Genomic DNA, 26,173 nt, shown 5'->3' with positions numbered 1-26,173 from the left:
AACCATGGGAAATATACGTCAATTTGCAGCCGTGAATACCAAGATTAAAGCAATGGAACGCAGATTCTTACAGAAAGATGATTACTTGAGCCTATTACGGAAAAAGTCTGTTCGAGAAATCGCAGTGTATCTAAAGGAAAAAACAGATTATACTGTCGTCCTGGAAAATGTTCAGATAGAGAACATTCATCGGGATGAACTGGAGCAGTTGTTGAAAAAGTATATCCTGCATCAGTATGAAAAGCTGATTCACTTCTTTATTGATGACTATCGCAAGTTTTTCAAATTGACCCTTATGCGGTATGAAATAGAGGACCTGAAGCTCTATCTGCGGGCAATTGCCAGAGGCGATGGACCACACAACCTGCAGCATTTGATCCATTATGCAGGCAGGTACACCAACCTGCCTCACGACAAGCTAAGCCAATCCAAGTCCATGGAAGCCTTTGTAAGCCATCTTCAGGGTACCATCTACTATCTCTCCTTGCTGCCCTTACTGCAGGAGGATGAGGACAAACGGCTGTTTCATATGGAGATGAACCTGGACATCCTGTACTTCCGGCTGCTGCAGGAGCAAAATAAAAAACTGGACAAAGAGGACCGGAAGCTCCAGGAGGAAATACTGGGAATCAATGTAGATTTATTGAATCTGCAGTGGATTTATAGGGGCATCAAATTTTATCAACTGCTGCCGGAAGAATTGATCAACTACATGCTGCCCAAAGGGCATACCCTTAGCTTCCAAAAGATCAAGCAGCTCTGCTATGCAAAAGACGAAAGGGAGTTTCTGCAGCGGCTGGGGCCCACAAAATACGGTTTTTTATTTGACAATCAGCAGACCCAGGATATCCACATGGAGAGGCGAATTGCCCGGTTTTTTTACTTTTTGTTCCAAAGCTACAGAAAGAAAGAAAAGATGAATATTGGTACGGCAGTGATCTATATGCATCTTTTAGAATATCAAACAAGAGACATTATTTCTACCATCGAAGCGATACGGTACGGCCTGGATGAAGAAAAAGCCAGGCAATACCTCATCCGTAAGCTATAGGAGGTGAAGCAATGGCAGTAGAAAAAATGGAAATGCTCAATGTGGTGGCACCGATTGCAGCCATGGATGAGATTGCAAAAGAGATTGTATTGTCCAATAACGTGCATATGGTCAATGCCCTGCATGAAATCAATGAGAGCAATTTTACCATCAGGGTTCAGGAGGAGAACCTGGAGGAACTGGTAGATATTTGCCTGATCCGGCCCTATGGCGGAGAAATGGAGGACCGGGGCACTCCGGAAGATATAAAAAAGCTGCTGGATTTTTTCAAGATAGAACCCTATATAAAAGAAAAATACCTTTCTGCAGACTATGAAGAAAACGTAATTAGGGATAAGATTCATGCGATCTATGCTGCAGCCGCACCTTTACAGGAAAAGATTAAAGAAGCAGAAGAACAGCTGCAGTCCTTGGCAGATTTTAAGGAACATATCAAGTTTATGAAGGATGTAGATGTAAATCTGGACGAATTAAACGATCTGAAGTTCTTTATCTATAAAATTGGAATCTTATCGAAGGAAAACAGATTGAAGCTGAAGCGGAACTATGAGAATGTATCTGCAGTGGTGCTGCATATTGGTTCCAATAATGTGGGAGAGGTATATCTGGTCATTTCCCCTACAGAACTGGAGCGGGAGACCAATCGAATTCTAAGATCCCTAAACTTTCAAGAAATCGATATGCCAAAGGAATTTGCCGGTAAACCGCTGGATGTGATGCTGAGCATCGACCGGCAAATGGATGTGATCTCCCTGGAACTAAAGGCACTGTATAAAAAGACAGCGGGTCTTAGAAAAGAGTATGAAGAGGATATTATGCTGGCTTACAGCCGCTTAAGGCTGAAAGAGGAGATGATGAAGGTCAAAAAAGAGACCGCCTGCACCAACGAATTCTTTTATCTGGCGGGTTGGGTCCCCCAGCGGGAAAAGGAAAATATTCGAGCCAGACTGGAGCAATTCGGTGAAAAAGTAATCCTTCTATTTAAGGATACAGCTGAAGTACAGAAATACATGATTCCACCTACGAAGCTTAAAAATAGTCCGTTCATGCGTCCCTTTGAAGAGTTGGTAAACATGTATGGCATACCTTCCTACCATGAGCTGGATCCGACTGCCTTTTTAGGGATTACCTATATGCTGATGTTTGGGATTATGTTCGGAGATGTAGGGCAGGGCGCCGTGTTGTGGATTATGGGATATTTGCTCAAGCAATGGAAGGGGCAAGGCATATACGGCAGTATTTTAAACCGTCTGGGACTTAGCTCCATGGCCTTTGGTTTTTTATATGGCAGCATTTTTGGAGATGAGCATCTGCTTCCGGCCTTGCTGATACGGCCTATTGAGCACATCGATTTGGTACTGCAGGGATCTGTGGCTATAGGAATCTTGTTGATTTTGATCAGCTTTGGATACAACATTATCAATGGAATCCGGCAGCGCAATCTACAGGAGGGATTATTCGGGCGAAATGGTCTCTCGGGATTGTTGTTTTTTATAGTTCTGCTGCTGATGGTAGGGAACCGGATAGCAGAGACTCCTTTGATCCATTCGGGTCTGGCAGGAGGATTATTGATTTTGTTCGGTATATTGATTATTGCCAAGGAGCCTTTGACTAATCTGCTGTTGAATAAGCGGCCATTGATCCACGAGTCGGCTTCCAGCTATATGATCGAAAGTGGTTTTGATATCTTTGAAACCTTGCTGAGTATGTTGAGCAATACGGTTTCTTTTATCCGGATTGGAGCATTTGCCTTGAACCATGTAGGTTTGTTTATCGCCTTCCAGACTATGGCCAGGATGATGCAGCATGCAGCAGGCAAGTTTTTTATTTTGCTGTTGGGCAATGTGATCATCATCTGCCTGGAGGGTTTGATTGTATTTATACAGGGACTAAGATTGGAGTATTATGAGCTGTTTAGCAAATATTATCAAGGTGAAGGTATGGCCTTTCACCCGGTGAAATTGGATTATGAATCATAAAAGGGGGCATAGTTATGCATATTATTTTATGGATTGCAGTGGCGTTGGTGATCGGTACAGTAGGTACAGGCGTACTGTTGACCTTTCAGGATTATTTGGCAACACGGACAAAACTAAAGAAGGCTTTGCGATATAATCTGTTTGTATTTATTCCTTTATTTTTAATGGCGATATTGGTGTTAATACCGGACATCAGTTTAGCTGCAGAGGAAAATCCGGTCAGTGCTTCGGGATTAGGATTTATTGCAGCGGCATTATGTACGGGATTAGCCACCATCGGTGCAGGGTATGCAGTAGGTGCAGTGGGATCCTCTGCTTTAGGGGCAGTATCAGAAGATCCGAAGATTTTGGGTAAGACTTTGATTTTCGTGGGGCTGGCCGAAGGGATTGCCATTTATGGATTGATTATTTCCATTTTGATATTGGGAAGACTGTAAATGTTTGCGGGTGGACAACAAGGCCCACCCCTACAAAAGACTGAGAATATAGACAATACGTAGGGACGGGCCTCGTGTCCGCCCGATTTTAGGAACTACGGCATAATCAATAGAGGTGAAAATCATGCGCGTTCACTTAATCAGTGACAATGTAGATACTTTGGTAGGCATGCGGTTGGCAGGGATTGTAGGGGTTGTTTTGCACGAACGTGAAGCCGTACTGCAGGAGCTTGATCAGGCAATGCAGGATGAAAGCATAGGCATCCTGATTGTAACCGAAAAGATTATGGCTCTGGCAAAAGAAGAAATTATGACCTTAAAGCTTAAGGAAAATCGCCCCTTGGTGGTAGAGATACCTGACAGGCACGGGCCTTCCAAAGGAAGCGATTATATTACCCGATACATCAAGGATTCCATTGGAATCAAGATATGAGGTGTAAACCATGATAACCATAGAGGAAAAGCTCAATGTATTTACCAAGCTGGTGTTTGAACGGATTCAGGAAGAGTCCAGTTATCTGCTGAAAGAAATGGAAAATAAGAATCAGCAGATGATTCAAGAACAGCAAGAAAAACTAAAACTGCAAAGCGAAAAGTTGATTCAAGAAATGGCGCTAAAAGGAGAGACAAAGAAAAACCAAATGGTTGCCAAAGCCAACATGGACCGGAAAATTAAGATACTGGAAAAAAAACAGCAACTGCTGCACAGGCTGCTTCAGGAACTGCAGGATAAAGCCCTAGACTTTACTACAACCAGTGCCTACGATGACTTCTTTAAAAAAACACTGGGAGAAGTATTAGGTCAGTTGAAGGGAGAAGAAGAGATTCTGCTCTATATTAGAGAGGCAGATCTGGGACGGTACCGGGGGATCATCGGGGAAACCATGGATGCTTTTGGGCTTCAACAGGAACAGTACAGTTTGCTGCCTGCAGAGGAAACTATCCTTGGTGGAATGATTGCATTGAATGGCACCCATCGCATGCGTATAGATGCATCCCTTCTGGCCCTGCTGCGGGATCATGAAAAAAAGGTAGGACAGCTCCTTTATCATGCACTGGAAAAAGAAGGTGAACACAATGAATAATGGACAGGGTGTCATTACCTTTATTAACGGACCTGTTATCCGTGCGAAAAACATGGACGATTTTCGTATACGGGAGATGGTCATGGTGGGAGAGAATAAGCTGATCGGAGAAGTGATTTCCCTAGAAGGCAATATCGGAACCATTCAGGTCTATGAGGAAACCAGCGGACTTAAATCCGGTGAAAAGATCCTGCCTACCGGAAAGCCCTTATCCTTGAAGCTAGGCCCTGGAATGCTGGGAAACATCTTTGACGGCATTCAACGTCCCTTAGATAAGATTAATACATTGTCAGAAGGCTTTATACCGGAAGGCATCGGCCTGATTTCCATTGATACAGAAAAGGCATGGGCCGTAAAACTGCTGGTTCAGGTAGGTGATAAAGTCAAGTCCGGACAGATTTTTGGAGAAGTACAGGAAACCTCCCTGATTGTCCATCGACTGTTAGTGCCCATTGGGATATCCGGTATAGTGACTGCCGTAAAGCAGGATGGAATCTACGGCATGGAGGAAACCTTGGTGGTAGTGGAAGAAGGGAAAGAACAGCATTTTCTAAAGATGTACCAGGAATGGTCCGTGCGGGAGCCCCGGCCCAGTAAAGAAAGAAAACCTATTGAAAGGCCCCTGGTGACAGGACAGCGCATCCTGGATATATTTTTCCCTATTGCCAAGGGTGGTACCGCAGCCATACCTGGCGGTTTCGGCACAGGCAAAACCATGACACAGCATCAGCTGGCAAAATGGTCCGATGCAGATATTATTGTATATATCGGCTGCGGGGAGCGGGGCAATGAGATGACCGAAGTTTTGGAGGATTTCCCAAAGCTGATCGACCCCAAATCCGACAAGCCGATCATGGAGAGAACCATCTTGATTGCCAATACCTCCAATATGCCTGTGGCTGCTAGAGAGGCCAGCATTTATACGGGAATCACGATGGCAGAGTACTTTCGGGATATGGGCTACCACGTAGCGATCATGGCGGATTCTACTTCCCGTTGGGCAGAAGCCCTTCGTGAGATCTCCGGCAGATTGGAGGAAATGCCTGCAGAGGAAGGCTATCCCGCCTATTTACCCTCCCGGTTAGCAGAGTTTTACGAGCGGGCAGGTTATGTGACTACCTTTAACGATCAGGAAGCCTCTGTTACAGTTATTGGGGCCGTGTCTCCTGCTGGGGGAGATTTTTCCGAACCGGTAACGGAAAACACCAAACGGTTTGTCAACGCATTCTTAGGATTAGATCGAAAGTTGGCCTATGCGCGACATTATCCTGCCATTAACTGGCTGACCAGCTACAGCGGTTATCTGAAGGCTTTGGACGGATGGTACCGGGAAAATATAGGGGAAGATATATTGGAGCTCCGGGGCAAGATGATGAAAATTCTTCATGAGGAGAATAAGCTGCTGGAGATCGTCCAGCTGGTAGGAGAGGATGTACTGCCGGATGATCAACGGTTAGTGCTGGAGATTTCCAAGGTATTAAAGATCGGATTCCTGCAGCAAAATGCTTTCCATAAGGAAGATACCTTTGTACCCTTGGAAAAGCAGTACAAGATGGTAAAGCTGATTGATCAGCTTTATGAGCGGTGTTTCCGGGGGATCAAGCTGGGGATACCGATCTCACAACTGAAGCGGGAGCAGTTGTTTCAAGACATCATTAAAGTGAAATACACGATTCTAAATGATCATTTAGAAGCCTTTGCAGTATTGGAGAAGCGTATTGCGGAGTATTATGACGAACTAGAAGAAAAGTACAACAGATAGGAAGAAGTGATGGTATGAAAAAGGAATATCTGTTATTGGATAAAATCGAAGGCCCTCTGGTGATGCTCTCAAAGGTAGAAAATGCCGTTTACGATGAAATTATTGACATCGTAGTGGATGGAAAGCGAACGAAGAAGGGCAAGATCGTAAAAATAGAAGAAGATAAAGTGATTGCTCAGGTGTTTGAAAGTACAGCAGGATTATCTTTGCACAATACCTCTGTGCGGTTCACAGGAAAGCCCTTGGAGATTCCCTTATCGAAGGAAATATTGGGGAGAACCTTTAATGGCATAGGGGAGCCGATTGATCAGGCGGGAGAGATCTACAGTACGCAAAGCTATTCAGTCAATGGCCGGCCGATCAATCCTGTGGCCCGGATTTATCCGAGAGACTATATTCAGACGGGAATTTCCTCCATAGATGCACTGACGACGCTGATCCGCGGACAAAAACTGCCGATCTTTTCAGGGAATGGACTACCGCATAATGAACTGGCAGTGCAGATTGTGCGCCAGGCTAAGATACAGGGAGCAGGAAATGACAATTTTGCCATTGTATTTGCTGCCCTGGGAGTAAAGCATGATGATGCAGACTATTTTCGAAGAAGCTTTGAAGAATCCGGGGTATTGGAAAAGGTTGTGATGTATGTCAATCTAGCCGATGATCCGATCGTAGAGCGGATTATTGCCCCACGTAGTGCTTTGACGGCGGCAGAGTATCTTGCTTTTGAAGAAGGCATGCATATCCTTGTGATTATGACAGATATGACCAGTTATTGTGAGGCCTTGCGGGAGGTTTCTTCTGCGAGAGAAGAGGTGCCCAGCCGGAAAGGCTATCCGGGATATATGTATTCGGATTTGGCCAGCTTATATGAAAGAGCCGGCATGATGCGGGGCAGAGAGGGGTCCATTACCCAGCTGCCCATTTTGAGCATGCCGAATGATGATATTACCCATCCGGTACCGGATTTGACAGGATATATAACAGAAGGTCAGATTGTTATTGGTCGGGATTTGTACCAGCGAAATATTTATCCGCCGATTAATATACTGCCGTCGCTGTCAAGATTGATGAAGGATGGTATTGGAGAAGGCTATACAAGGGAAGATCATGGGGACTTGGCGAACCAGTTGTTTGCGTCCTATTCCCATGTACAGGATGTAAGGGCATTGGTGCAGGTCATCGGTGAAGATGATTTGTCGGAGTTGGATAAAAAGTACATGGAGTTTGGGAAGTTGTTCGAAGCAAAGTATGTTACTCAAGGATTCGATGAAAACCGGAGCATGGAGGAGACCTTGGATTTGGCATGGGAGATATTGTCCGTATTGCCAAAGGAAGAATTGGATCGATTGAATCCGAAGTATATTGAGAAATACGGGAAGTGGTAAGAGAAGCGGGCGCACACTGTGCGCCCCTACGATAGAAATGATGAATGCAGGAACCAGCTGCGTGCCATTCCGCAACGGATGGGTACATAGCCCTTACGAGAAGCGGATAAATTTGTGTCCCCCTATAAAAACTGATTTGGGAAGAAGGAAATATTTATGTCGGTAAACATTGCACCAACCAAATCAAATCTCATGAAGGCCGAAAATGCCCTTGCTTTTTCAAAGAAGGGCTTTGAGCTTTTGGATAAAAAGAGAAATGTACTCATACGGGAAATGATGGGTATGATGGATCGTGCCAAAAATCTCCAAGAGCGGGTTACGGTTACCTTCCGTGAGGCGTACGAAGCCCTTCAGGTAGTTAATGTGACTATGGGTATTAACAGTGTGGAGGAAATTGCCCTTTCTATTCCTAAAGCTTCAGAGTATGAGGTGCTGCTGAAAAGTGTCATGGGCGTAGAGATCCCTACAGTACACTACAATAAAACGGATTTGCAGACCCAGTACGGCTTTTTCAGGACAAATCCGGCCCTAGACATTGCCTATGCCAAGTTTAAGGAAGTAAAATATTTGATCTATGAACTGGCAGAGGTGGAAAACTCTGTGTATAAGTTGGCTATGGAAATCAAAAAAACCCAAAAGCGGGCCAATGGTCTTGAAAATATTCAGATCCCTAAGTACAAGGAGCAGGTAAAATACATCCAGGAAGTGTTGGAAGAAAAGGAACGGGAAGACTTCTTCCGGCTGAAGCGGGTCAAGAAAAAAGGACAGCGGGAAGAATAATTGAAAAGCCACCTGCAGAATGATATAATGGGGATGCAAAGGATTGTGAAAGGATGGTGTTCAGCGTGGAACAGGAGAAATTCCAAGAAACAGTACTGGAAGTGCTGAAAGACCTAAAAGAGGGGCAAGTCCGGCTGGAGATGAAAATAGACAAACTGGAAGTGAAGGTAGATAAGCTTGATGTAAGAGTATCCGGTTTAGAAGAAAAGGTAGATGGCTTGCAGCAGGATATGAACATACTAAAAGAAAGAACAGAAGACATCGAGGAACAGGTTGTTGAGAACACAGAAATGCTGACAGAAATCAAGGAATCAATGGAGTATTTAGAACACAAAGAGAACAGCAATGAAAAGGCAATATATCAGTTAAAACAAAAACTAAAAAAAGAAGCATAAAACAGACTAAGGAGGAAACACACAATGGAAAAAGCAATGATTCGTATGAGAATGAGTATGCATGATGCCCACTATGGTGGCAATCTGGTGGATGGGGCAAAAATGCTGCAGCTGTTTGGCGATGTGGCCACAGAGCTGTTAATCCGCCAAGATGGTGATGAAGGACTCTTTGCAGGTTATGACAAGGTAGAATTTAAGGCACCGGTGTTTGCCGGAGATTACATAGAGGCTGTTGGAGAGATCGTCCATGTAGGCAATTCTTCTCGCAAGATGGTTTTCGAGGCCCGTAAAGTAATTATTCCAAGACCGGACATCAACGAGTCTGCTTGTGACGTATTGGAAGAGCCGATTGTTGTATGCCGTGCAGAAGGTACTTGCGTTGTACCGAAGGATAAGCAGAGAAAATAGTCGGTATAGATGATACAATAAGGAATTTTGGGATAATTAGAATGCGCATTATGAAAACGTTGTCAAAAGTGGAGACGTTAGAAAATAAATTGTGTTTAGCATAATTTATAAAACCCAAATAGGGTGTATGTTTAAAAAGCGTAATAGCTTTAAGGAGGGCAAATACCTATGGAAAAATTAATCATTACAGCAGCACTGACGGGTGCAGAGGTAACAAAGGTGCAGCAGCCAAATCTGCCGGTGAGCCCGGATGAGATTGCGGAGGCTGCATATGCCTGCTATAAAGCGGGTGCATCCATCGTGCATGTTCATGCAAGGGATGCTGAAGGAAATCCTACCCAATCCTATGAAGTATATAAGGAAATCAAAGAAAAGATTGAAGCCAAGTGCAATATCATCGTACAGCCTTCTACGGGTGGTGCTACCTGGCATACGCCGGAAGAACGCCTTCAGCCTGTAGAGCTAAAGCCGGAAATGGCTACCTTGAGCTGTGGAACCTGCAACTTTGGTCCTGAGGTTTTCATGAATTCAGAAGAGTATATCGAAAAGTTTGCAGCCCGCATGAAGGAGCTGGGTGTAAAGCCTGAAATAGAAGTTTTTGAGCGAGGAATGATTGAGAATGCAATCCGGTTAGTAAAAAAAGGACTATTAGATACGCCGGTTCATTTTGATTTTGTGCTGGGTGTACCGGGAGCTTGTCCGGGAACGCCAGAGGACCTGATGCATATGGTACGGTCAATTCCAGCAGGATCAACCTGGACGGTAGCAGGTATCGGAAGAGCCGAAACACCTTTGGCAGTAATGGCGATTGTTTTAGGTGGCAATGTAAGAGTGGGTTTTGAGGACAATGTGTACTACGAGAAGGGTGTAATGGCGGAATCGAATGCTCAGCTTGTAGCCCGGATTGTTAGAATCTCAAAAGAAATAGGCAGAGAGGTAGCCACACCGGATGAGGCGCGGAAAATTTTAGGTTTAAAATAGAGTAGGTCTCCAAAAAGAAGGGATCGCAAAAAATATGTCGAATACTTACTATAGGAGGAGGTGCCCCTTATGATCATTGACAGCAGCATCTTCATAGCAGTCCGATGTGGGGCCTGTAGTAAGTTGGAGACCCATGAAATTTCCATTTTCCGATTAGAAAAAGGACAATACTATAAAGTAGATTGCTTATGTGGATCCTATGCGTTTTATATAAAGACCTATGACTTTAAAAATATATTATTTAAGATTCCTTGTTCCTGTTGTGATGGAGAGCATATCTTTAACTACCGGTTAAAGGATATCATGGGAGAGACCATGCACTTTGGCCCATGTGAGACGACGCGGGAAGTGATTCTCTGTGTGGGCAACAAAATCTGTATCGAAGAAAAGGTTGAAAGAATGAACCGGGAAATCGATCATATCATGGAGGAATTAGGTTATGAAACCTACTTTCATAATGCCGACATTATGATCGAAGGCGTAAACCGCGTACATAAGATTGCCGAGCAGCATAATCTGTATTGTGACTGCGGCAGCTCCGAGATTGATATGAATCTCTTCCCAGACCGTATAGAGCTTCGTTGTTTGAAATGCAGCAGCTTGAACGTTATCTATGCAGAAACCAGGGAAGATTTGCTGAATATCAAAAATACCCATGCCATCATTATGCATGAGAAAACTTTTGCATGTATTGATGCTATCAACTATAGAGGTGAAATCAACAACAAATAGACCGGGCCAAAGGGTTCGGTCTTTTTTATGCGAAGGCCCTGCTAGAGCCCTGTGTTCATTTATCCAATCATCCTGTAGTATTATTCGGTCAGCATAATATGCTGACCCTACATACTTTCATGCTAGACCGTAGGGGTTGCACATTGTGCAATCCGATAGATTTCGGCAAATTTATGGGATTGTTGAAATATGGAGATGAGCCTTCCTTTGGAATAAAAATATTCTTCCATATTTCAACAGGAGTAAATAATTTGTCAGATAGGTTCATGCCGCTAGGTAGGAATGTACATTAAAAGAAAATACTTTAAATGAAAACCGGTTGAAAAGGAAACACTTTAAAAGAAATAACTGTGATGTTAACCTATTATGTAAATATGTGTGACTGAGAAAGTTAATGTAAGATCATTTATTTTCCTTATGGTGTAGGGGACGGCCTCGTGTCGTCCCGAAAATAAGCGGGCAGACACAAGGCCTGTCCCTACAGAAGTCCGCAAAAGAGTATAGGGATCGACGCCCTCGTCGTTCCCAATAAAAGGTACATATTCTTATCCACAGAAACAATTAATGAAACGAAACTTTTTGTATAGCACATTTAGTGATATAATGTAGTATATTTCATAGCAATGTAAAGCTTGGGAGGAATAAATATGGATAGAAATTTAGCACTAGAACTTGTAAGGGTTACAGAGACAGCAGCCCTGGCTTCTGCCGGCTACATGGGCAGGGGGAATAAAGATGCAGCAGATCAGGCTGCAGTAGACGGAATGCGGAAGGCATTTTCTCACGTATCCATCCAAGGTAAGGTAGTGATTGGGGAAGGGGAATTAGATGAAGCTCCTATGCTGTATATAGGCGAAGAAGTTGGAAGGTGGGGTTCTGGAGATAGAGCCGTAGATATTGCAGTAGATCCTTTAGAAGGAACTGTTTTAATTGCCAAAGGGCTTCCGAATGCCATCGCTGTGATTGCCATGGCACCACAGGGAACGCTCCTCCATGCACCCGATACATATATGAAAAAAATTGCGGTTGGACCCAAGGCAAAAGGACTTGTTCAGTTGGATGCACCAGTGGAGCAAAATCTAAAGGCAGTGGCAAAAGCATTAAATAAAAAAATACAAGATTTGACAGTTATTATACAGGATCGCCCTAGACATGACGCATTAATTCAAGAGGTTAGAGCTGCAGGATGCAGAATCAAACTCTTTGGGGATGGGGATGTAGCTGCAGCGCTGGCTACTTGCTTTGAAGATACTGGGATTGATGTTTTTATGAGCATTGGAGGAGCTCCAGAGGGTGTGATCGCAGCAGTTGCGTTAAAATGCTTAGGTGGAGAAATGCAAGGGAAACTAAATCCGCTTTCAGAGGAAGAGATAGCACGATGTGAAGAACTGGGATGGCATCAGGAGAAGATCAATAAGGTGCTGACACTAGAAGATCTAGTAGCCTCAGAGGATGTGTTTTTTGCTGCTACCGGAGTTTCTGACGGAGACCTGCTGAAAGGTGTTACCTATCTGGAAAACAATCAGGCCAAGACACACTCGGTGGTGATGCGATCTAAAACAGGAACCATTCGTTTTGTAGATGCCATTCACCGGTTGGATAAAAATGAAATACTGGTTGAAATGATGGAAAAACATAGATAGGGGGAATAAAAATGGATAGAAACCTAGCGCTGAATCTTGCGAGAGTAACGGAGGCAGCAGCTTTAGGCGCTGCAAAATACATGGGTCGCGGTGATAAGAATATTGCCGACCAAGCTGCTGTAGACGGCATGCGAAAAATGTTTGATACCATTAATATTGATGGTGTAGTAGTCATCGGTGAAGGTGAGATGGACGAAGCACCTATGCTTTATATCGGAGAAAAAATCGGCAGGGGCGGAGAAGCAGATCTGGCAGTAGATATAGCAGTAGACCCATTGGATGGAACGGTTTTGATCGCCAAAGGCCTGCCGAATGCCATCGCAGTAGTAGCGATCGCCCCTAGGGGTCATTTGCTGAATGCTCCGGATATGTACATGGACAAGATTGCGGTTGGACCGAAGGCAAAGGGTGTGGTAGATCTAAATGCACCGATTCAAGAGAATTTAAAGAATGTAGCCAAGGCCCTTAATAAAAATATTACGGATCTTACAGTCATCATGCTGGACCGGGAGCGTCATGAAGGAATGGTTGCTGCCTGTAGGGAAGTAGGCGCACGAATTAAACTGTTCCAGGATGGCGATGTGGCTGCAGCGATTGCTACTTGCTTTGACCATACCGGTATTGATATAATGATAGGGATTGGAGGCGCACCGGAGGGTGTGATTGCGGCGGCAGCGCTCAAATGCCTCGGTGGAGAATTCCAAGGAAAACTGGTAGCTTATACGGAAGAAGAAAAGGCCCGGTGCATCCAAATGGGCGTTGATGTGAACAAGGTATATGGATTGGATGATTTGGTAAAAGGAAATGAAGCCTTCTTTGCAGCCACCGGAATTTCCGATGGGGATTTGCTGAAAGGCGTTACCTATTATGGCAACAATATGGCTAGAACCCATTCTGTGGTCATGCGGGCAGAGACAGGAACCATTCGTTTTATTGAAGCAATCCACCGGTTAGACAGCAAGCCAGAGTATGCGAAGTAGGAATACTCCGGGCGGATGTATAGAAAATGCCGATTTTGGAAAAAAACAAAAAGAGATTTGCGGATTAGGCTTGGCTTGAGCCTTGTATAGATGTGTGACGGAGAAGTTTAATACTGCTTGTTTTATAGATCCCGGTAGGGGAGGACCTGTGTGTCCTCCCGAAAATGAAGCGGGCAGACACGCAGGTCTGCCTCTGCAATGTAGAATCGATAGCAAGCTTTCTCAGTCATAGGTCTATAAAAGATAATGCTTAGCAGCGTTAAATATATCATTTTACTAAATATGAATTGTATAATATGGATATCCATATTTGTGGAGGTGTGATCTTGCTTTTATTAGATTTGGAAAAAAAGAAATTGGAAGACCTTAGAGACTTGGCAAAGGAATTAGGAATCAAAAGTGCCACGAAATATAAGAAGCAGGAATTGATAGAACTGATTCTGGCCCAGTCTAATCCGGCAACGGCAGAAGTGGTAGAGGAATTAGCAGAGGAACCGGTACTCGAGGCCCCTAAGGAAGTAGGGTTTGACCGGCAGCGACTGCCTGATAAAATCAATAATGAAATCGACAACAGCGAAGAAGTCAATACAGTAGAAGGTGTTTTAGAGATCACGGAGGGTGGTTTCGGATTCCTCCGGTTTTATAACTTTCTTACCAGTGAAGAAGATGTATATGTCTCTCCTTCTCAGATTCGCAGGTTTAACTTGAAAACCGGCGATAAGCTCCTCGGCATCACAAGACCCCCAAAAAGCAGTGAAAAGTTTCGTGCACTTCTCTATGTGCAAAAAGTTAATGGTGACAGACCGGAAGTAGCTGCAAGAAGACCAAACTTCGAAGATCTTACCCCGATTTATCCCGATCAAAGAATTACTCTTGAACATAGTAATACTGACCTTTCAACCCGTATCATTGACCTCATTGCTCCTATAGGAAAAGGACAAAGAGGCTTGATCGTTGCACCACCCAAAGCGGGAAAAACAATCCTACTCAAAAAAATTGCCAATAGTATTGCGGAAAACCATGAGAATATAGAGATTATTGTGCTGCTCATCGATGAGAGGCCGGAGGAAGTTACAGATATGCAGCGTTCTATCAAGGGAGAAGTGATCTATTCTACCTTCGATGAACTGCCCAATCATCATATCAAAGTAGCGGAAATGGTATTGAATCGTGCCCAAAGATTGGTAGAACATGGAAAAGATGTAGTAATTTTGCTGGACAGCATTACCCGGTTGGCAAGAGCCTACAACCTGACCATCCCGCCTACAGGCAGAACCCTTTCCGGTGGTTTGGATCCGGGAGCGCTGCATAAGCCAAAACGATTTTTTGGCGCTGCCCGGAACCTGGAAAACGGAGGGAGCTTGACCATATTGGCGACGGCACTGGTAGATACAGGAAGCAGAATGGATGATGTAATTTTCGAAGAATTTAAAGGTACAGGAAATATGGAGCTTCACCTGGATCGAAGATTGTCGGAGAAACGGATTTTCCCTGCCATCGATCTGAATAAATCCGGCACCAGAAGAGAAGAATTATTATTAGATCAGAAAGAATTGGAGACCATCTGGAATATCCGCCGTGCTATGGCCAACAACTCTACCCAAGAAGTAACAGAATCCATCATCAATAAATTGGTCTCTACAAAAACCAATGGGGAGTTTGTAGAAAATATGCGTAATCGGATACTAGATCGGTAGGCATAACTCGTTTTTGATGAGTAAATATGCGCTCGTAAAATGAAATATAATTGTAGGGAACGGCCCCTGTGCCGTTCCAAAAAATGGGCAGACACAAGGCCTGCCCCTACAAGAATACATTTGTTTATTGTGGCGTAAATCCACTGATTTGTGCTCTTAAAAATAAGATCTATTTATAGGAGCATCGTTAAACTGGATAGATAATATAGGACTTTAGCAGATGGTTGTATAAGAAAAGGTCTAAAATCCTTGGACATTGTACCCTATACCTTTTTTAAAAATATCTCCTTGAATTTGAAAAAGGCCTATGCTATAATATAGAAGTTGACAACTAGGATAAAAGATGTTTTCAATATACAGAGTTAGAATAGAAAGAGGTGAACAGCATGAAAACAGGAATCCATCCAAATTACAAGAAATCTGTTGTAAGATGTGCCTGTGGCAATACATTTGAAACCGGTTCTGTGAAGGAAGAAATCAGAGTAGAAATCTGTTCTGAGTGTCATCCATTCTTTACCGGTAAACAAAAATTTGTAGACCAAGGTGGCCGTGTAGAGAGATTTAAGCAAAAATACGGCATGAAATAATACATCAACATAGAACATACGATGGGTTAGAGACAAAAATCTCTAACCTTTGTTGTATCCTGAAAAGGGGGAAAACAAATGTATAGACCGAGCCATCATGGCTGTATTGAGGTAATTGTGGGACCTATGTACAGTGGAAAAAGTGAGGAATTAATTCGACGGCTGAAACGGGCGGAAATTGCCAGGCAAAATGTAGTGGTGTTTAAACCGGCCATTGATAATCGGTATTGTGTGGAAAATGTAGTTTCTCACAGCGGTGTTCGGCTAAAGGCCCATCGAATTGATAAAGCATCAGACATATTTACATACATAGAAGAAGATACCCAAGTGATCGGAATTGACGAAGTACAGTTTTTTGATGCCGATATTATAGAGATAGCAAGAGCATTAGCGGATCGAGGACTGCGGGTGATTGCTGCAGGACTGGACATGGATTTTCGGGGAGAACCCTTTGGACCTACGCCAAAATTAATGGCCGTTGCAGAGTTTGTGGATAAACTGAGTGCCATCTGCATGGTCTGTGGAGATCCGGCCCACAGAACCCAGCGACTGATCAACGGAAAACCGGCCAGCTACTATGACCCTACCATCCTGGTGGGTGCCACTGAGAGCTACGAGGCCCGGTGCAGGCTGCATCATGAGGTGCCCATGGCTGCCGGAAATAAAGAAATTAAATTAGGGAAAGAATAAAAAACAAACTTGTGAAGACAAAAAATGTTTTCACAAGTTTTTTGCTATAATATAGATAAACAGATCGTTTATTGGAGGCGATAGAGAGGAGAAAGGCCTATGGGGGATCAACTGTCGAGAAAATTAAAGGATTCAAAGCTTCAGCTAAAGAAGCTGAAGGAAAGCATGGAAATGCTGGAGGAACTTTTTGACAATGCCTACCATGGGATGGTGTTGGTAGATCGGGAAGGCAGGATCGTCAAGTGGAACTATGAAAAACTTTTGGGGATCAAGGAAGAAGATGTCCTCAACAAGCATGTGGAAGAGGTTATTGAAAATACGCGTATGCATATCGTTGTTAAAACGGGAGAAAAAGAGTTGGGAGAGATTCAAAAGATTCAAGGCCATGATATGATTGCCAGCCGTATTCCCATCATTAAGGATGGAGAAATCATTGGGGCGGCAGGAACGGTACTCTTTAAAGACCTTCGAGAGCTGAAATCTTTGGCGCAAAAGCTTGAGAGGCTGCAAAATGCAGTACACAAGTATAAGGGAGAGATTGAGCGGTTTTATAAGGCCAAGTATTCTTTTGATAACATTATCACGCAAAACAAGCAAATGCTGTACCTGAAAGAGATCGCCAGAAAGGCAGCGGAGAGCAATTCTACTGTATTGATCCAAGGGGAAAGCGGAACAGGAAAAGAATTTTTTGCCCATGCCATACACAATGCCAGTCTGCGAAAATATGGAGCTTTTGTTACGATCAATTGTGCAGCGATTCCTAAAGAACTGTTGGAAGCAGAGCTTTTTGGCTATGAAGGCGGTGCATTTACGGGAGCCAAAAAAGAAGGAAAGTTGGGGAAATTTGAAATGGCCAATGGGGGAACCATTCTACTGGATGAGATCGGAGCCATGCCATTAGAGATGCAGGCCAAGCTGTTGCGTGTTTTGGAAAGCAGAGAGTTTGAACGGGTAGGAGGAAATAACCGTATCCAACTGGACGTAAGAGTGATTGCCTCTACCAACGAGAAGCTGGGAGAGGCGATTATGAAAAATCAGTTCCGGCAGGATTTATATTATCGTCTGAATGTCATCAAGATCGATATTCCGCCTTTAAGGGAAAGACTGGAGGATATACCGCTTTTGGCAGAAGATATATTAAAAAGACTGGAGAAAGATCTGATGATGGAGCCAAAAAAGCTCGCATCGGAGATTTTCCCTCTTTTGGCTGCCTACCATTGGCCTGGAAACATACGCGAGCTGAGAAATATTCTGGAACGGGCAGTGAATGTAGCAACGGGGAAAATCATTGAGCCTAGGTATTTGCCGGAATATCTGCAAATAGCGCCTGGTGTCCATACCGGAAAAGAAAAGGACTCTTTGCTATTGAAAGATATCATCACCCGTGCTGAGATTGATGCGATCCGAAGAGCTTTGCAGGAAAGCGGAGGAAATCGTACCCTGGCAGCAAAAAAACTTGGAATCCATAGGACGGCTATTTATAAAAAAATGGAAGCCTATGGTATTCAGCTTTCGGAAATAGATAAGGAATAAAGGGAAGTGTATCCAATTATCTACAGATCTTATGATCGTGTAGATAATTGGATACACTTGACAACGGGGTCAAAACCGCCGAAGCGAGCCCCTTGCCTCTGCGTAGATTCTTCTTGTATCGTGTGGGCCAACAACATTCGCCTGCTGCGAATATATGTCGGGTGAACACTGTTCACCCCTACGCTGATACGCTTGTATCGGTTATCTGAGTGTAAGAAAAAATAACAGAGATATATTCTTTAAGTAATGAAAATGTAGGGGCGACCTGTGGTCGTCCGTGCTATAACACGTTTTTTACCGATCACAGCATTAAGATGGCCCGGAAAACAATGACTTATTGGAAATTCCCCAGGCACCTCTCAACCACATGCCAAAAGTGTAGAAAATTATCTACAAAATAGAGAAAGTTGATCTCTTGAGAAAGCACTACATGAGAAATGAAGATATTCAAAACAAGTAATTTCAACTCATTAGAGACATTTTTCCAAGAGAAGCGGTGGTTTGGCACGGATGTTGCGTAAACACTATAGGGTAAAGAAAAGGTTTTTTATTAAATGGAGGGATCTACAATGAGAGAAGTTGTAATTGTCAGTGCAGCCAGGACCCCAATTGGTACTTTTGGCGGGAGCCTGAAAAGTATATCTGCGGTAGCGTTAGGAATTGCTGCAGCGAAGGAAGCCATCGCAAGGGCCGGTATCAAGCCGGAGATGGTCGAAGAAGTGATTTTCGGTAATGTATTGCAGGCAGGACAAGGACAAAACGTGGCAAGGCAGGTTTCCGTAGGTGCAGGTATCTCCGAAGCTGCATCTTCCTTTACAGTAAATAAAGTATGTGGCTCAGGTCTGAAAACTGTTTCACTGGCAGCCCAATCCATCATGACCGGGGAAGCAGAAATCGTACTGGCCGGTGGTACAGAGAGCATGAGTAACGCGCCTTACCTATTGAAGGATGGCAGATGGGGCTTTCGTATGGGTGACAGCAAGGTAGTAGACTATATGGTTCATGATGGCCTCTGGGATATCTTCAATGATTATCATATGGGAATCACAGCCGAAAATATTGCAGAAAAATGGAATATTTCAAGAGAAGAACAAGATCATTTTGCATTGCAGAGCCAGCATCGTGCAGAAAAGGCAATAAAAGAAGGCAAATTTAAGGATGAAATCGTACCTATCGCTGTTCCCCAGCGCAAGGGAGAGCCGGTTGTTGTAGACACGGATGAGCATCCCAAATTTGGTATGACGATAGAATCTCTAGCCAAATTGAAACCAGCCTTCAAAAAGAATGGTACAGTAACTGCAGGAAATGCTTCCGGAATCAACGACGGTGCAGCGGCTCTTGTATTGATGTCTAAGGAAATGTCGGATAAGCTGGGGATTGAGCCATTGGCAACGATTGTTTCTTTTGCAGCTGCAGGATTGGATCCGCAGATCATGGGTTATGGACCGGTGCCGGCTTCAAGAAAAGCGATGGAGAAGGCAGACGTTAGCGTAAAAGATTTAGATTTGGTAGAAGCCAATGAAGCCTTTGCTGTCCAATCTTTATCGGTTGTAAAAGATTTGGGCCTTGACCCGGAAAAAACTAATGTGAACGGCGGAGCGATCGCATTGGGACATCCGATTGGGGCATCCGGTGCCAGAATTTTAGTTTCTCTTCTTTACGAGATGAAGCGAAAAGATGCCAAAACCGGCTTAGCGACCCTTTGCATTGGCGGAGGCCAGGGTATTGCGATGGTTGTACGAAGATAGATTAAAAAAGTGGAGGTGTATTCAATGGCAAAGGTTGTATCGATAGAGGAAGCTATTGCCAAGGTTCATGATGGCATGACCGTCATGGTAGGAGGATTTTTAGGTTGCGGGAATCCCCATAAAATTATTGATGCTCTAATAGAAAAGGGTGTAAAGGATTTAACCCTTATCTGCAACGATACCTCCTTCCCTGACAACGGGATCGGAAAAATGGTTGTAGCGAAACAATTTAAAAAGATCATTGTCTCCCATATTGGAACTAATCCGGAGACAGGAAGACAAATGAATACAGGTGAAACAGAGGTAGTACTGGTCCCACAAGGAACTCTGGCTGAGCAGGTAAGAGCCGGAGGATCCGGGTTGGGAGGATTTTTGACGCCTACCGGTGTAGGGACAGAAGTGGAAGCCGGAAAACAAAAAATCGAAATTGACGGAAAAACCTATCTGCTGGAGCTGCCATTACGGGCAGATGTAGCTTTGATTGCAGGGTCTAAAGTGGATAAAAAAGGAAATATTTACTACAATGGTGCTACCAGAAATTTCAATGCCTTAATGGCACCGGCAGCTGATTTGGTGATCGTCGAAGCAGAGGAACTGGTAGAAGTAGGGGAAATTCACCCCAATGATGTAATGACACCGGGTATTTTTGTAGACTGCATTGTAGGAGGTGAAAAATAATGGATAAGGAAAGCATCAAAGACTTTATTGCTAAGCGGGTAGCCAAGGAACTAAAGGATGGGGACGTGGTCAACCTGGGAATTGGTTTGCCTACTCTTGTAGCCAATTATATACCTAAAGGTTTGGACATTACCCTGCAGTCAGAAAACGGTTTTGTAGGCTTAGGCCCTGCACCGGAGCCCGGAAAAGAGCAAAAGGATGTGGTCAACGCGGGAGGACAGCCGGTGAGTATCCATGCAGGGGGCGCTTTCTTTGACAGTTCTGTTTCTTTTGGAATTATCCGGGGCGGACATGTGAATGCTACCATCCTGGGTGCACTGCAAGTGGATGAAAAGGGCAATCTAGCCAACTGGAAGATTCCGGGCAAGATGGTACCCGGTATGGGCGGTGCTATGGATTTGGTGGTTGGCGCCAAGAAGGTAATCGTTGCCATGGAACATACTGCAAAGGGGAGTCCAAAAATTTTAAAGCAGTGCAACCTGCCTTTAACTGCAGCCGGAGAAGTAAACCTGATTATAACAGAAATGGGTGTTATAGAGGTCACCGGTCAAGGATTGCTGCTAAAAGAAATCAACCCTGAATTTAGCATAGAAGAAGTGCAAAAAGCTACGGAAGCAGCCTTAATCATTTCAGAAGATCTAAAACAGATGGAAGTTTAGTCAATCATCCGGTATTTGGCGGAGACGTATACCGCCAAATACCGGATAAAAATAAAGAGAGAGGTGTTTTAGTTGTTTAAAAAATTTACAAATGGGTGCGTTGCCTTGGTGCAAAAATATTTGCCCGATCCATTTTTGTTTGCAGTTATCCTGACGTTAATCGTTTTTATTTTAGGTATTATATTTACAGGTCAGGGTCCTATGGCGATGGTAGCTCACTGGGGAAATGGATTTTGGAGCCTGTTGGCATTTTCTATGCAGATGGCGTTGGTTTTGGTAACGGGTCATACTTTAGCCAGTTCTCCCAGTATTAAAAAGGGGTTGGCAGGTTTGGCCAGCTACACAAAAACCCCTACCCAGGCGATTTTAGCAGTATCCTTTGTTTCTGCCATTGCCTGCTGGATAAACTGGGGCTTTGGATTGGTGATCGGAGCTTTATATGCCAGACAGCTTGCAAAACAGGTAAAAGGTGTGGATTACCGCCTACTGATTGCAGCTGCTTATTCAGGATTTTTAGTATGGCACGGCGGTTTAGCTGCATCAATTCCGTTAACCCTTGCCACACCTACTGCCAATCTGGCAGAAATGACACGGGGCGCAGTAACGGAAATGATACCTACAAGCCAGACCATATTTGCCAAATTCAATTTGATTATTTCTGCAGCGGTTATTTTATCTCTTCCCTTTGTCAACAAGGCGATGCATCCTGATCCTGACAAAGTAATTACGGTAGATCCAAAAGCTTTGATAGAACACGAAGAAGAAGCGGCTTCAAAGGAACTTTATACTCCGGCTGACAAAATGGAAAACAGTCCGGTATTATCTATGTTGATCGGCTTGATTGGTGTCGTTTACATTGTTTATTATTTTAAAACCAGCGGCTTTAGCTTAAACCTTAATATTGTAAACTTTATTTTCTTAATTTCTGCTATTATCCTACATGGTACACCAAGAAGGTTCCTCAGAGCTATTACTGAAGCGGCAAAAGGAACTGCAGGAATCATACTCCAGTTTCCTTTCTACGCAGGAATCATGGGAATGATGGTTGGAAACAGCGTTGAAGGTCTTTCCCTTGCCGGTGTAATGTCCAATGCTTTTGTAAGCATTTCCACGCCTCGTACCTTTCCTTTATGGACTTTCTTAAGTGCAGGACTGGTGAACTTCTTTGTTCCTTCCGGTGGTGGACAATGGGCTGTACAAGCGCCTATTATGATGCCGGCTGGTGCAGAACTGGGTGTGCCTGCAGCTAAGACTGCCATGGCGATTGCTTGGGGAGATGCTTGGACCAATATGATCCAACCTTTCTGGGCGCTGCCTGCACTGGGTATTGCAGGATTGGGTGCAAGAGACATTATGGGTTTCTGTATTATCGACTTGATTTATACTGGTGTGATTATTGCTTTAGGACTTATGTTTTTATAGTTTTACATATTTGGATGTTTTTCCCGGGCTGGCACATTGTTCGCCCGCTATGCTTGAGCTAAGCCATATAAATTACAAGAAGGCAGGATGGGTTCCTGCCTTCTTGTAATTTGCAAAAGCGTTTAGGGTATGCTAAAATCAAAGGAAGAATTGATTGCAGCTATTATGAAAGGAAGATCATATTGGATCAGGATAAAATATTCATAAAGAACGCAACGCCCAGAAATGTAGGGGGGCAGGCAGTCATCGAAGGGGTTATGATGAAAGGCCCTAAGGATATTGCCATTGCAGTCCGCAAACCGGATCAAGAGATTATAGTCAAAAAGGAAGCGATCCAGGGAATAGCAGCAAGTTCCATCAGCAAGCTGCCCATTTTTCGTGGTGTGATTGCCCTGATAGATTCTATGATTATAGGTGTGAAAGCGCTGACTTATTCAGCAGAGTTTTTTGAGGAGTATGAGGATACTGGGGAAAAGGGTAGGATTGAGCAGTGGATCGAAAATCGTTTTGGAGACAAAGCCAATGATGTCATGATTTACTTTTCTGTATTTATTGCCATGGCATTGGCTGTTTTAATCTTTATCATTTCACCTACGGTTATCACAACCTTTTTAAAACGTTATATCACGAATCCATTAGGATTAAACATCGCAGAAGGAGTTTTTCGGATTACCTTATTCATCGGTTATGTGCTTTTGATCTCTCAGATGAAAGATATTCAGCGGGTATTTCAATACCATGGTGCAGAGCATAAGACGATTCACTGCTATGAAAGCGGTCAAGAACTGACGGTGGATAATGTTAGAACTTTTACAACTCTCCATCCCCGCTGCGGAACCAGCTTTCTGTTGATCGTTATGGTCATAAGTATGATTTTATTCACTATGATCGGATGGCCGAATCCATGGGTGAGAATCCTGTCCCGATTTGTTTTACTGCCAATTGTGGCAGGTATTTCCTATGAGATTATTCGATGGGCAGGCAGAAGTCAATCGCAGCTTGTATGTATGATCAGCTATCCTGGGCTGATGCTGCAAAAGCTCACCACACGGGAACCTGATGACAGCCAGCTGGAAGTGGCTATTGCGGCATTGAAAAATGTTTTGGTTGAAGACAAGGAGGCAGACCTGTGGTAAGGACAGTGCAGGAGGTTTTAAAGGATGCGGTTGACAGACTGGAGAAAACTGGAGCTTGGACGCCTCTGCTGGATGCAGAGGTTCTTTTATGTGAAGTACTTGGGATAGACCGGCTTTATTTATATATACAGAGAGGCAGAAGCTTGAGCGGGGAAGAGCGTGATTCCTTTGAGGCATTGCTGGAAAAACGTATACAGGGAGTACCCTTGCAGTATATCACACACCGGCAGGAGTTTATGGGACTGGATTTCTATGTGGAAGAGGGCGTATTGATTCCAAGGGCAGATACGGAGATTTTAGTAGAAGCTGTGCTGCAATGGGTGGCGGAAGAACCCGCTTTCAAGGCATATAACGCTACTTTGAACATCGTAGATCTAGGTACAGGCAGCGGAACCATCACTGTGAGTTTGGCTAAGTATATAGAAAAGGTTCATGTATACTCTGTAGATCTATCAGAAAAAGCCTTATCCATTGGGAGAAAAAATGCAGAGCAGAATGGTGTTTTAGATAAGATCACTTTTCTGCAGGGGGATTTGATGCAGCCGCTAATGGAAAAAGGCCTGTTTGGTCAGATAGACATTTTGGTCTCCAATCCTCCCTATATACCGGCAAAGGATATCGATGGACTTCAGGTAGAAGTAGCCAAATTTGAACCCCGTATGGCTTTAGACGGGGGAGCGGATGGTCTGGATTTTTACAGGAGAATTGTTGCCCAAGGGGATCAGCTTTTGCGGCATGGAGGCCGAATTGCCTTAGAAGTGGGACATGATCAGGCAGATTCGGTAAAAAATATGATGGCGAATAAAAAGAATTATGCAAATATCAAAAAATATCAGGATTTGGCAGGAATCGAAAGAGTGGTTGCGGCTACTGTAATTTAGAAATGCTTTACCATAAAAGCCTATCGAAATGTGACGAAGAATCTAAATATAAACCAGGCTGCCAAATTGCAATAAAGGCAGCTTGGTTTCGCATTTTTGAGGCTTTCTGCGGCTGAGAGAGGTAGATGGGGAAAAACAAATAGCTATCAAAAAGGAAAACGATAATTTTCCTGGAAAACTGCATTTCCATTTTCTTTTGTAATTTATATAATGAATCTATTGTAAATGGAGCAAACTATTGAGAGTGGACAATGGAGGGTTAAAAATGGAAAATGCATCAGTGATGGCAGTAGAAGAGATCTTTACATTGATTGTTATGATTCTTCTGACAGGTGTTCTCTTTTCTAAACTAAGCAAAATCTTAAAAATTCCGGATGTGGTCATGTTTTTAATTGCAGGAATCCTCATTGGACCTGCAGTGCTAAACTGGGCGAGCATTGAGCATTATCCCTTGGGAAACCAATTGATTTTAACCTTTGGTTCTGCATTTATACTTTATGACGGTGGTAGGGAAATTAAGCTGCGCATCTTGAATAATGTAAAAATCACGGTAGGACTCCTGGCTACAGTAGGCGTGGCGATTTCGGCCATGGTGGCGTCTTCTGCTGCAATGATCATTTTTAAAATCCCCTTTATTTATGCACTGCTCTTAGGTGCTGTGGTTGCATCCACAGATCCGGCTACGCTGGTGCCGGTTTTTAAGGAGATTACGATCAAAGACCGGGTGAAACAGACCGTGATTAGTGAATCCGCTTTTAACGATGCAGCGGGGGCGATTTTGGTATTTTCTATTTTAGCTATTATACATTCCGGAGTCTTCTCCTTGGCAGGAAATCTACGGCAGTTGGCGGTAATGTCCCTGGGAGGGATTTTGGTTGGATTGATTTGGGGCATTATTCTTTCTGTTACGATCTCAGATACAAAGTACGGAATTTTTCATGAATATGCACCGATTATGTCTATTGTGGCGGTGATCATTGGCTACAGCTTCGCGGAAAAGATTGGAGGCAGTGGTTATATGGCTACCTTTACCATAGGCTTAGTCTGCGGGAACAAGAAAAAGATTAATTTATGGGTACCGGAAGCTGACTTTGTTACACAGCTTCATGTGCGGGAGACCTTGGCCTTTGTGATGCGGATGGCTATATTTATTTTGCTGGGAACTCATGTAAGTTTTGAGATACTGGGTCGATATTGGGTAGGGGCTTTGGTAGTGGTATTGAGCTTGATGTTTATAGCCAGACCGCTTTCTATACTGGTTTGTGCGGTCCCGGACCGCACTGCAAAATGGAGCAGGAACGAGCTGGAATTTCTCATGTGGGTTCGGGAAACCGGTGTGATTCCCGCAGCCCTATCGGGGATGATTACAGCTATGCGGATTCCACACAGCGATGTCATTGCTTCTGTAGTATTTATGACCATATTGATTACCCTTGGGATTCAGGCAACTTCTACCAAATATGCTGCACGGAGACTGGGTTTGTTGGAAGAGCGCTAGCTTGCAAAACTTGAGAAATAGTG

General features: G+C 43.8%; 25 protein-coding genes. All 25 read left to right on the top strand.

Annotation, left to right across the window (positions count from 1 at the left end; all coding sequences use genetic code 11):
- Positions 1-4: 4 nt before the first annotated feature.
- The 25 genes from Gferi_RS11245 to Gferi_RS11125 all read left to right on the top strand — a co-directional run bounded on the left by Gferi_RS11245 (position 5) and on the right by Gferi_RS11125 (position 26,150).
- A complete protein-coding gene (locus Gferi_RS11245; RefSeq protein WP_069976494.1) occupies positions 5-1,051 on the top strand; it encodes a V-type ATPase subunit in 1,047 nt (348 codons plus the stop codon).
- An 11-nt stretch (positions 1,052-1,062) separates the two neighbouring features.
- Complete coding sequence (locus Gferi_RS11240) at positions 1,063-3,030, top strand: V-type ATP synthase subunit I (RefSeq protein ID WP_069976492.1); 1,968 nt, start codon at positions 1,063-1,065, stop codon at positions 3,028-3,030.
- A 14-nt stretch (positions 3,031-3,044) separates the two neighbouring features.
- Entirely contained in the window at positions 3,045-3,467 is a 423-nt protein-coding gene (locus Gferi_RS11235; protein ID WP_069976486.1) for an ATP synthase subunit C, read from the top strand.
- Between the two features lie 124 nt (positions 3,468-3,591).
- Positions 3,592-3,900 (top strand): V-type ATP synthase subunit F, encoded by a 309-nt coding sequence (locus Gferi_RS11230; protein WP_069976483.1) that lies wholly within the window; start codon positions 3,592-3,594, stop codon positions 3,898-3,900.
- 10 nt (positions 3,901-3,910) lie between these two features.
- The gene (locus Gferi_RS11225; RefSeq protein WP_069976481.1) at positions 3,911-4,552 is read left to right on the top strand and encodes a V-type ATP synthase subunit E; all 642 of its coding nucleotides are present in this window, start codon (positions 3,911-3,913) and stop codon (positions 4,550-4,552) included.
- Positions 4,545-6,314 (top strand): V-type ATP synthase subunit A, encoded by a 1,770-nt coding sequence (locus tag Gferi_RS11220; RefSeq protein ID WP_069976479.1) that lies wholly within the window; start codon positions 4,545-4,547, stop codon positions 6,312-6,314. The genes Gferi_RS11225 and Gferi_RS11220 overlap by 8 nt, the downstream gene beginning before the upstream one ends.
- Positions 6,315-6,328: 14 nt before the next feature.
- On the top strand, positions 6,329-7,702 hold the full coding sequence (locus Gferi_RS11215; protein WP_069976478.1) for a V-type ATP synthase subunit B: 1,374 nt from the start codon (positions 6,329-6,331) through the stop codon (positions 7,700-7,702).
- Between the two features lie 156 nt (positions 7,703-7,858).
- Positions 7,859-8,482, top strand: a complete 624-nt coding sequence (locus tag Gferi_RS11210; protein WP_069976476.1) for a V-type ATP synthase subunit D — start codon at positions 7,859-7,861, stop codon at positions 8,480-8,482.
- Positions 8,483-8,547: 65 nt separating this feature from the next.
- Positions 8,548-8,877 carry a hypothetical protein gene (locus Gferi_RS11205; RefSeq protein ID WP_069976473.1) on the top strand — a complete coding sequence of 110 codons (330 nt, stop codon included), beginning with the start codon at positions 8,548-8,550 and terminating at the stop codon, positions 8,875-8,877.
- Positions 8,878-8,901: 24 nt separating this feature from the next.
- The gene (kal, locus tag Gferi_RS11200) at positions 8,902-9,285 is read left to right on the top strand and encodes a 3-aminobutyryl-CoA ammonia lyase (protein WP_069976471.1); all 384 of its coding nucleotides are present in this window, start codon (positions 8,902-8,904) and stop codon (positions 9,283-9,285) included.
- Positions 9,286-9,453: 168 nt separating this feature from the next.
- Positions 9,454-10,266, top strand: a complete 813-nt coding sequence (gene kce / locus Gferi_RS11195) for a 3-keto-5-aminohexanoate cleavage enzyme (protein ID WP_069976464.1) — start codon at positions 9,454-9,456, stop codon at positions 10,264-10,266.
- Between the two features lie 69 nt (positions 10,267-10,335).
- Complete coding sequence (locus tag Gferi_RS11190; RefSeq protein WP_069976460.1) at positions 10,336-10,998, top strand: hypothetical protein; 663 nt, start codon at positions 10,336-10,338, stop codon at positions 10,996-10,998.
- 647 nt (positions 10,999-11,645) lie between these two features.
- Positions 11,646-12,641: a class II fructose-bisphosphatase gene (glpX, locus tag Gferi_RS11185; protein ID WP_069976457.1), complete on the top strand. Its 996-nt coding sequence runs from the start codon at positions 11,646-11,648 to the stop codon at positions 12,639-12,641.
- Positions 12,642-12,652: 11 nt separating this feature from the next.
- Positions 12,653-13,621 (top strand): class II fructose-bisphosphatase, encoded by a 969-nt coding sequence (gene glpX, locus Gferi_RS11180; protein WP_069976455.1) that lies wholly within the window; start codon positions 12,653-12,655, stop codon positions 13,619-13,621.
- Between the two features lie 326 nt (positions 13,622-13,947).
- On the top strand, positions 13,948-15,318 hold the full coding sequence (gene rho, locus Gferi_RS11175) for a transcription termination factor Rho (RefSeq protein ID WP_236932724.1): 1,371 nt from the start codon (positions 13,948-13,950) through the stop codon (positions 15,316-15,318).
- A 386-nt stretch (positions 15,319-15,704) separates the two neighbouring features.
- On the top strand, positions 15,705-15,905 hold the full coding sequence (gene rpmE / locus Gferi_RS11170; protein ID WP_069976451.1) for a 50S ribosomal protein L31: 201 nt from the start codon (positions 15,705-15,707) through the stop codon (positions 15,903-15,905).
- 78 nt (positions 15,906-15,983) lie between these two features.
- Positions 15,984-16,595 carry a thymidine kinase gene (locus Gferi_RS11165; RefSeq protein ID WP_069976449.1) on the top strand — a complete coding sequence of 204 codons (612 nt, stop codon included), beginning with the start codon at positions 15,984-15,986 and terminating at the stop codon, positions 16,593-16,595.
- A gap of 99 nt (positions 16,596-16,694) precedes the next feature.
- Entirely contained in the window at positions 16,695-18,128 is a 1,434-nt protein-coding gene (locus Gferi_RS11160; RefSeq protein WP_069976447.1) for a sigma-54 interaction domain-containing protein, read from the top strand.
- A gap of 569 nt (positions 18,129-18,697) precedes the next feature.
- Entirely contained in the window at positions 18,698-19,876 is a 1,179-nt protein-coding gene (locus Gferi_RS11155; RefSeq protein WP_069976446.1) for an acetyl-CoA C-acetyltransferase, read from the top strand.
- A gap of 24 nt (positions 19,877-19,900) precedes the next feature.
- Complete coding sequence (locus Gferi_RS11150; protein ID WP_069976444.1) at positions 19,901-20,554, top strand: CoA transferase subunit A; 654 nt, start codon at positions 19,901-19,903, stop codon at positions 20,552-20,554.
- Positions 20,554-21,213, top strand: coding sequence for a 3-oxoacid CoA-transferase subunit B (locus tag Gferi_RS11145; RefSeq protein ID WP_069976442.1), 660 nt, complete (start codon positions 20,554-20,556; stop codon positions 21,211-21,213). Before Gferi_RS11150 ends, Gferi_RS11145 begins: the two co-directional genes overlap by 1 nt.
- Before the next feature lie 72 nt (positions 21,214-21,285).
- Positions 21,286-22,635: a TIGR00366 family protein gene (locus Gferi_RS11140; RefSeq protein WP_069976440.1), complete on the top strand. Its 1,350-nt coding sequence runs from the start codon at positions 21,286-21,288 to the stop codon at positions 22,633-22,635.
- A 182-nt stretch (positions 22,636-22,817) separates the two neighbouring features.
- Positions 22,818-23,771, top strand: coding sequence for a DUF1385 domain-containing protein (locus tag Gferi_RS11135; protein ID WP_330389664.1), 954 nt, complete (start codon positions 22,818-22,820; stop codon positions 23,769-23,771).
- Complete coding sequence (gene prmC / locus Gferi_RS11130) at positions 23,765-24,652, top strand: peptide chain release factor N(5)-glutamine methyltransferase (protein WP_069976437.1); 888 nt, start codon at positions 23,765-23,767, stop codon at positions 24,650-24,652. Before Gferi_RS11135 ends, prmC begins: the two co-directional genes overlap by 7 nt.
- Before the next feature lie 265 nt (positions 24,653-24,917).
- Positions 24,918-26,150, top strand: a complete 1,233-nt coding sequence (locus Gferi_RS11125) for a cation:proton antiporter (RefSeq protein ID WP_069976435.1) — start codon at positions 24,918-24,920, stop codon at positions 26,148-26,150.
- The last annotated feature ends 23 nt before the right edge of the window (positions 26,151-26,173 follow it).

The organism is Geosporobacter ferrireducens (assembly GCF_001750685.1).
In the GTDB taxonomy this organism is placed as follows: domain Bacteria; phylum Bacillota; class Clostridia; order Peptostreptococcales; family Thermotaleaceae; genus Geosporobacter; species Geosporobacter ferrireducens.
This window is presented reverse-complemented; position numbering and strand designations above follow the sequence as displayed.

Coding starts and splice junctions, on each gene's coding strand:
- Gferi_RS11230 (WP_069976483.1), top strand. CDS start 3,592: ATGCGCGTTCACTTAATCAGTGACAATGTAGATACTTTGGTAGGCATG.
- Gferi_RS11215 (WP_069976478.1), top strand. CDS start 6,329: ATGAAAAAGGAATATCTGTTATTGGATAAAATCGAAGGCCCTCTGGTG.
- rpmE (WP_069976451.1), top strand. CDS start 15,705: ATGAAAACAGGAATCCATCCAAATTACAAGAAATCTGTTGTAAGATGT.
- Gferi_RS11150 (WP_069976444.1), top strand. CDS start 19,901: ATGGCAAAGGTTGTATCGATAGAGGAAGCTATTGCCAAGGTTCATGAT.
- Gferi_RS11235 (WP_069976486.1), top strand. CDS start 3,045: ATGCATATTATTTTATGGATTGCAGTGGCGTTGGTGATCGGTACAGTA.
- kal (WP_069976471.1), top strand. CDS start 8,902: ATGGAAAAAGCAATGATTCGTATGAGAATGAGTATGCATGATGCCCAC.
- Gferi_RS11165 (WP_069976449.1), top strand. CDS start 15,984: ATGTATAGACCGAGCCATCATGGCTGTATTGAGGTAATTGTGGGACCT.
- kce (WP_069976464.1), top strand. CDS start 9,454: ATGGAAAAATTAATCATTACAGCAGCACTGACGGGTGCAGAGGTAACA.
- Gferi_RS11145 (WP_069976442.1), top strand. CDS start 20,554: ATGGATAAGGAAAGCATCAAAGACTTTATTGCTAAGCGGGTAGCCAAG.
- Gferi_RS11225 (WP_069976481.1), top strand. CDS start 3,911: ATGATAACCATAGAGGAAAAGCTCAATGTATTTACCAAGCTGGTGTTT.
- glpX (WP_069976457.1), top strand. CDS start 11,646: ATGGATAGAAATTTAGCACTAGAACTTGTAAGGGTTACAGAGACAGCA.
- Gferi_RS11220 (WP_069976479.1), top strand. CDS start 4,545: ATGAATAATGGACAGGGTGTCATTACCTTTATTAACGGACCTGTTATC.
- Gferi_RS11240 (WP_069976492.1), top strand. CDS start 1,063: ATGGCAGTAGAAAAAATGGAAATGCTCAATGTGGTGGCACCGATTGCA.
- glpX (WP_069976455.1), top strand. CDS start 12,653: ATGGATAGAAACCTAGCGCTGAATCTTGCGAGAGTAACGGAGGCAGCA.
- Gferi_RS11245 (WP_069976494.1), top strand. CDS start 5: ATGGGAAATATACGTCAATTTGCAGCCGTGAATACCAAGATTAAAGCA.
- Gferi_RS11155 (WP_069976446.1), top strand. CDS start 18,698: ATGAGAGAAGTTGTAATTGTCAGTGCAGCCAGGACCCCAATTGGTACT.
- Gferi_RS11125 (WP_069976435.1), top strand. CDS start 24,918: ATGGAAAATGCATCAGTGATGGCAGTAGAAGAGATCTTTACATTGATT.
- Gferi_RS11210 (WP_069976476.1), top strand. CDS start 7,859: ATGTCGGTAAACATTGCACCAACCAAATCAAATCTCATGAAGGCCGAA.
- Gferi_RS11160 (WP_069976447.1), top strand. CDS start 16,695: ATGGGGGATCAACTGTCGAGAAAATTAAAGGATTCAAAGCTTCAGCTA.
- Gferi_RS11190 (WP_069976460.1), top strand. CDS start 10,336: ATGATCATTGACAGCAGCATCTTCATAGCAGTCCGATGTGGGGCCTGT.